Raw genomic sequence first — 6,020 nt, 5'->3', positions numbered from 1 at the left:
TCCCCGACAGCACAAAGGCGGCACAGGCCTACAGGCGTGGTGGTTCGAACGCAAAATGCACCGCCCGCCTGAACGCATTGCGGACCCGCTCAAGCTAAACCACGCCTGTCGGCACTGTCCAGTTGCTGGGGCCTCCGACTGATATGACTCCCGGTGTCAATCGGGATCGGTTTTTCGGTTTCTGTGGCTCATGTTGCGAGAATTTCCTGAGGGCGGCATAGCGGTACACCTCGACGGTGGGTCAAGCTGATATTCGCGGGTTGGTTGGATACCGCAGTACAGAGGTCCGCCCAATGAGCCTGCCACTATCCAGAGTCGCAAATCGGATGCAATCCGTTGCGTAGCCGGGTCGCGGGTTACTCGTGTGCCGGGCTACGCCGCCTTCAGGAAACTCCTCCTCCAGTTTTTTGGGGGGAGGATGGGGGGGGGTGTCCGACCGTTGCGTCACGCCGTGAGTCTTTCGTGCGGTACGGCGAGTGAGCGGGACTTCGAGGAACTGCTGCGGGAACGCGGTGTGGTCGTCACGTACGAAACGATCCGGCAATGGTGTGGCCGGTTTGGGTCGCAGTTCACGTGTCTGACGGGTTCGGATCAATGTTGCCGATAAGATCAGGTATCCTGATCAGGAAACGAAGGCGCCGACCAGTTCTGCCGTCCACTGCTGCCAGGCAGCCAGACGGTGCACGAGCGCAGCGCGGTTGGTCACGGGCCTGCATCCGGTGTCGCCCTGAAACCTGCGAACCTGGCCGGCAGCCTGTCATCAGGCAATCCGCCAATATGCTAAAGGACCGAATGCGCGGATCTCATCAAGGCGCGGGCGTGCCTCGGCAAGTCGCCCATCGGCAAGCCGGATACATGCATGCAGACCTTTTCGACAGGCATCGCCCGGGTGTGCTCCTCCCTCACTCAGGTAGCCATGTGATGTTCGTGCGTTGTGTCACAAAGCAGTCGTCGCCAGCTGAGTGACGAGCGTCGCAAAATCTACGGACCCGAGAGCGGTCACCACCATCGAATTGAACTGCCATCACAGACAACGTTCGTTGCGACCGGACTGTCACAGACGCGGGAGAAAGTGCGACGGCCGGCAGCCGAGATACAGGCCGAGCTGCCGTATGAATTGACGCTAATGCGTCGCACTGTCGCGTGCGCGCTCGCTGCCTGGACGGATCAAGAATAGGGGTGCCGTGGTCGGACAGGGAAGACGCATTCAGGCGGAGGCAATCATGTCAATGACGTCGGATTACCTTAAGGCTTTGTCGGATACTGGTTGGAGTTTCGATCTCAGTCATGGCAGAAGGCTTCGTTGGCGGAATTCATCTGCGTAGCAGGCACTCAACGGAGAGTTGACAGGCATCTCTGCGCGGCAGTGCACCAATATTGCTCCCCTTTGATGTAAAGTGCTGTATCGAATTCACGGACTTTATGCCATGGCTATCAAACGAGGGCGTAAGCCAACGGGTAAGCCTCCCGCGACGCGGGCGTCCGCCAGCCTACCGCCGGAGTTGTACAGCACCTTGCGAGATATCGCCAAAGACAAAAAAGTCTCGGTCGCGTGGGTCATCCGAGATGCCGCCGAAAAATATGTCGCCGACCAATGGCCGTTGCTTGAGAAGAGGAAGTCATGACGCCGCGTAGCCGGAAGGAATCGGGGGCTTATTACACGCCGGACGCTGTCACCGAGAGTCTGTTGAACTGGGCCCTCCGCAGTGAAAACGATCGCCTGCTTGACCCGTCTTGCGGAGACGGTCGTTTCATCGCCGGGCACCGTAACAGCGTTGGCATTGAGCAGGACTTGGCCGCTAGTGCGCTCGCGATAGCGCGCGCGCCTTGGGCGCTGGTGCATGAAGGTGATTTTTTTGCGTGGGCAAGCAACACCCCGGAACGGTTTGAATGCGCGGCGGGTAATCCGCCGTTCATCCGCTATCAGACTTTCAAAGGGGACGTTCGAGATCGAGCGATGCGCCTGTGTGCCAGTGTCGGTGCCAAATTCAACGGGCTCAGTTCCTCCTGGGCACCTTTCCTTGTCGCAACCGCGAGCCTGCTTGGACCAAGCGGGCGTATGGCGTTTGTTGTTCCGGCGGAAATCGGGCACGCGCCTTACTCAGCTCCTCTGATCGAATATCTGACTTCACACTTCGCCGTCGTACACATCGTGGCCGTGAAAGACAAGCTGTTTCCCGATCTTTCGGAAGACTGTTGGCTGCTGTACGCCGAAGGATTCGGAAAGAAGACTGAAGAAATCCGTTTTTCTGACTTGGATGCATTTCGGAGGATGACTGTACCGCCTAGGAGTTTTGCTCGCATTTCGACCGCCGAATGGCGAACATGGGGGCGGCGTCTACGGCCTTTTCTAATGCACCGTGAAGCCAGAAGTCTGTATCGGGAGGTGGTGGATCATAAAGAGACGCAGCGGTTCGGCGAACTGGCCAGCATCGGTATCGGCTACGTGAGCGGCGCCAACGATTTTTTTCATCTGCGCCCCTCGGATGCCAGTCGACTGCGCATTCCAACGCAACTGCTACATCCCACCGTCCGCAACGGCCGCGCTCTCCCGAAGCGGCGCCTGACAACGTCGACCGTAGGCAAATGGCATCAAAATGACGAGCAGGTTTTGCTACTACGTATGCCAAAGTCGGGGCGTGTCCCTGCGTCCGTCTCGCGCTACCTCGACTCGGAGGCGGGCCTTATCGCCCGCCAAGCCTACAAATGCCAGGTACGAGAACCTTGGTACTCCGTTCCTGATGTGCAGATTCCAGATTTCTTCTTGTCGTACATGTCTGGCCTTGAAGCAAATCTGGTCCGTAACGATGCAGGCTGCACCTGTACTAACTCTGTGCATAGCGTTAGGTTGCGCGAAGGCGTCAATGCCTCCGGACTATTGGACACGTGGGAGTCACCCTTCGTAAAACTGAGCACCGAATTGGAAGGACATCCCCTCGGAGGTGGCATGCTTAAGCTTGAGCCGCGCGAAGCGACCCAAGTCGTGCTCCCCTCGGGATCGGAGATTTTGCGGGCGAACGATTCGATTGTAGCCGAAGCGCTCGCAACCTTGCGTCAGTGGAGGCACTATGCCGTTGCGCAGTAATGCCGTCGATGCTGAGTCACGCGTGTGCCAGTGGATCAATCAAAGGGAAGCGCTACATCATTTCGGCACGTACGTAGGAGCCACACAAAGTCAGCAGCATATCAAACCACTGCATTGGTACGTTGCTTGCCGGCTAGTGCTCGAGGGTGGATTCCATCCCGATGACATCACCCCGCGACCGCCATTCACTATAATCACTCGTGGCTCCAAGAATTATTTGCATTTCGACCCAAGCACGGCGACGGGCGGCGAGCGAACGGTGCTTGGTGGCTTAAAGACGAAAAACGTCGATGTAGTTGTCACGAAGAATGGAATCGGGCCGGTGATGGCTGTTTCATGTAAAGGGATGACTGGGGCGTTTCGCAATCTGACCAACCGCATGGAAGAGACGATCGGTGAGTGCACAAATTTGCACATTACCTATCCGGCAATGGTGTTCGGCTACATGTTCGTTATTCGCGCGAATCGCGTGCTGGCGGCCTTAGCGGAAGAGTTGGGGCCGGACGATGTGGCTCCGGCTCGGCAACTCTTGGCCAATGACATAGCCGTTCAAGAGGGCGGGGCACCCGTTGAGTCGATCTTTCGTTTCCATTCGGCGCTGCGGGAACTTACGGGGCGCAGGGGAATTCGCAACGACGTCAGCCGATACGAAGCCGTGACGCTGGCGATGGTGGAGGTATCCGGCGAGCGTGCCGGCGACGTGCTCAACGATTTTCCGCCCCACGACAGTCCCCTGCGCCTAGAACAGTTTTTCCAAACGCTGTATCTGCGATACGAGGAGCGATATCTGTTCGGTGCGCCCGACCTAAAATCGGTGACTCGCCGACTTGAATGGGCACCGGATTCGCCTGTTTTCAGTCAAGCGCAAATCGGTCAGGACAGTTATCCAGACTTGGACTACGAAGCGCGAATAGTGCAGTCATAGGAACTGCCTCTCCGTAAGTTTATAGATTTCCTGCGTCCGGGGCGGGGCGTCGAAGCTCCACCATTTCTCGGACGAGTGCGCAATGGCAGTTCACAGCTACGACAAGTTCATTGAACCGATCGTTCGTTACTTGGTTGCGCATCCAACATGCGTTGTCGCACGGGACGCACACGAGGCATCTGCCTTAGCTCTTGGAATTTCCGAGGCGGGTCGACCGGGACTCCTTCCGAGTAGCTATCATCGCCTATACAAAAATCATGCGGGGCAGGCCTATGGCTGAAGTTAATAACCACTTAGGCATCTCAATGATTATCAACTTCACTTCGCAATGCTTGTAATGCGTTGCACCGGGATGCGGGCTGTTGCAGCTAGCAGTCGTCTGCCTTGGGTAAGACACAAGTAGCGACTTCGAGATCTGACCTTCTGATGCGACCTTGACCCGCTTCCACTCCAGGCCTTTGGCCCGGTACCGTTGAGATGACGTAGTCTGCAACCGCCTCCCGTGTCGCCCGACGTGCCAGCTCACGCAGGTAGTCAGTGTGTTACGTCGCGCGCAAAACGGGACTCTGCATCGCGAGATATTCGAGGCGAGATGGCGTTGGTTGTCGCGCGCCGATGAGATGGAATCCCGGTGTGATCGAAAGCAGGACGCAGCGAAGATAGATGCCCGTGCCGTCGCAAGTTTGATGGACGGCATAAAGAGAACGGCCCTAGGCGTACGATTTATCATCTGCTCATTGTTATCGCGACACAGTCGGCCGGACTATCCCCGTTTTTCTGCTTTACTTTGCAGCTTTAAACCGAAGGCCCGATTGATGGCTGCGCGCGTGTTGGCCTGCAAGCGATGATGCCGGATACCCTCGTTGACTGCCTGTTCAAGCGCAGCAGGACGCGCACCCGCACCGCTGCCCGCGGGCACCAGTCGCGACCATGACTGTCCCTGCTCTTCCAGATGTACCAGGAACCGGCCAACGCTAGAGCGGGATACATGATCCAGTTCTTCGGGCAGATCCTTCAGCAGATCCTTGTGCTCCTGAAGATCCGGCGCAAGCCAAACTTTTTTCATGTCGCTTTGCACCTTGAACCCGAAGGCATGATTGATGGCTGCGCGCGTATTGAGCCGCAAGCCATGATGCCGGATCCCCTCGTTGACGGCCTGTTCAAGCGCCGCAGGACGCGTACCCGCACCGCTGCCCGCGGGCACCAGTTGCGACCATGACTGTCCCTGCTCTTCCAGATGCACCAGGAACTGCTTGACGCTAAAGCGGTATGCCTGATCCAGTTCTTCGGGCAGATCCTTCAGCAGATCCTTGTGCTCCTGAAGATCCGGCGCAAGTCGAACTTTTTCGCCTTGCAGTTTGAACCCGAAGGCCTGGTTGATGGCTGCGCGCGTGTTGGGCTGCAAGCCACGATGCCGGATACCCTCGGTGACGGCCTGTTCAAGCGCCGCGGGACGCGCACCCTCACCGCTGCCCGCGGGCACCAGTTGCGACCATGACTGACCCTGCTCTTCCAGATGCACCAGGAACCACTTGACGTTAGAGCGGTATACAGCGTCCAGTCCTTCGGGCAGATCCTTCAGCAGATCCTTGTGCTCCTGAAGATCCGGCGAATACAGGGCCCAGGCTCCTTTTATGTCGCCTCGCAGCTTGAACCCGAACGCCTGGTTGAGCGCAGTGCGCGTCCTGGTCTGCAAGCCATGATGCCGGATACCCTCGTTGACCGCCTGTTCAAGCGCGGCAGGACGCGTACCCGCACCGCTGCCCGCGGGCACCAGTTGCGACCATGACTGTCCCTGCTCTTCCAGATGTACCAGGAATCGCCTGACGCAGGAGCGGTATGCCTGAACCAGTTCCCCGGGCAGATCCGTCAGCAGATCGATGTGTTCAGGTAGTGTCGGCACGAGCCGTGCGCGGGGCTTTGCGCGACTGCTCCCCGGGAGGGGAGCGGCGGGCTGTCGACGCCCTGGAGCGTTCAGGCTGTCATGGATCTGCTGCTCTGCATGGGAAA

At 58.1% G+C, this 6,020-nt stretch carries 4 protein-coding genes; 3 read left to right on the top strand and 1 reads right to left on the bottom strand.

Annotated elements, in window-relative coordinates; all coding sequences use genetic code 11:
• Window positions 1–1,427: 1,427 nt before the first annotated feature.
• From HV796_RS39745 to HV796_RS39735, 3 genes are read left to right on the top strand one after another with little or no spacing between them, the layout of a single operon-like run.
• Window positions 1,428–1,625 carry a ribbon-helix-helix domain-containing protein gene (locus HV796_RS39745; protein WP_175233224.1) on the top strand — a complete coding sequence of 66 codons (198 nt, stop codon included), beginning with the start codon at window positions 1,428–1,430 and terminating at the stop codon, window positions 1,623–1,625.
• Window positions 1,622–3,085: an N-6 DNA methylase gene (locus HV796_RS39740; protein ID WP_175233223.1), complete on the top strand. Its 1,464-nt coding sequence runs from the start codon at window positions 1,622–1,624 to the stop codon at window positions 3,083–3,085. Before HV796_RS39745 ends, HV796_RS39740 begins: the two co-directional genes overlap by 4 nt.
• Window positions 3,069–4,010, top strand: coding sequence for a hypothetical protein (locus tag HV796_RS39735; protein WP_175233222.1), 942 nt, complete (start codon window positions 3,069–3,071; stop codon window positions 4,008–4,010). Before HV796_RS39740 ends, HV796_RS39735 begins: the two co-directional genes overlap by 17 nt.
• 763 nt (window positions 4,011–4,773) lie before the next feature.
• Here HV796_RS39735 and HV796_RS39730 read toward each other — a convergent pair.
• On the bottom strand, window positions 4,774–6,020 hold a 1,247-nt coding region (locus tag HV796_RS39730), incomplete at its 5' end, for a hypothetical protein (RefSeq protein WP_217478188.1).

The organism is Paraburkholderia humisilvae (genome assembly GCF_902859855.1).
Classification (GTDB): Bacteria; Pseudomonadota; Gammaproteobacteria; order Burkholderiales; family Burkholderiaceae; genus Paraburkholderia; species Paraburkholderia humisilvae.
The sequence above is the reverse complement of the archived record's forward strand: the minus strand, read 5'-3'. Positions and strand labels throughout refer to the sequence as shown.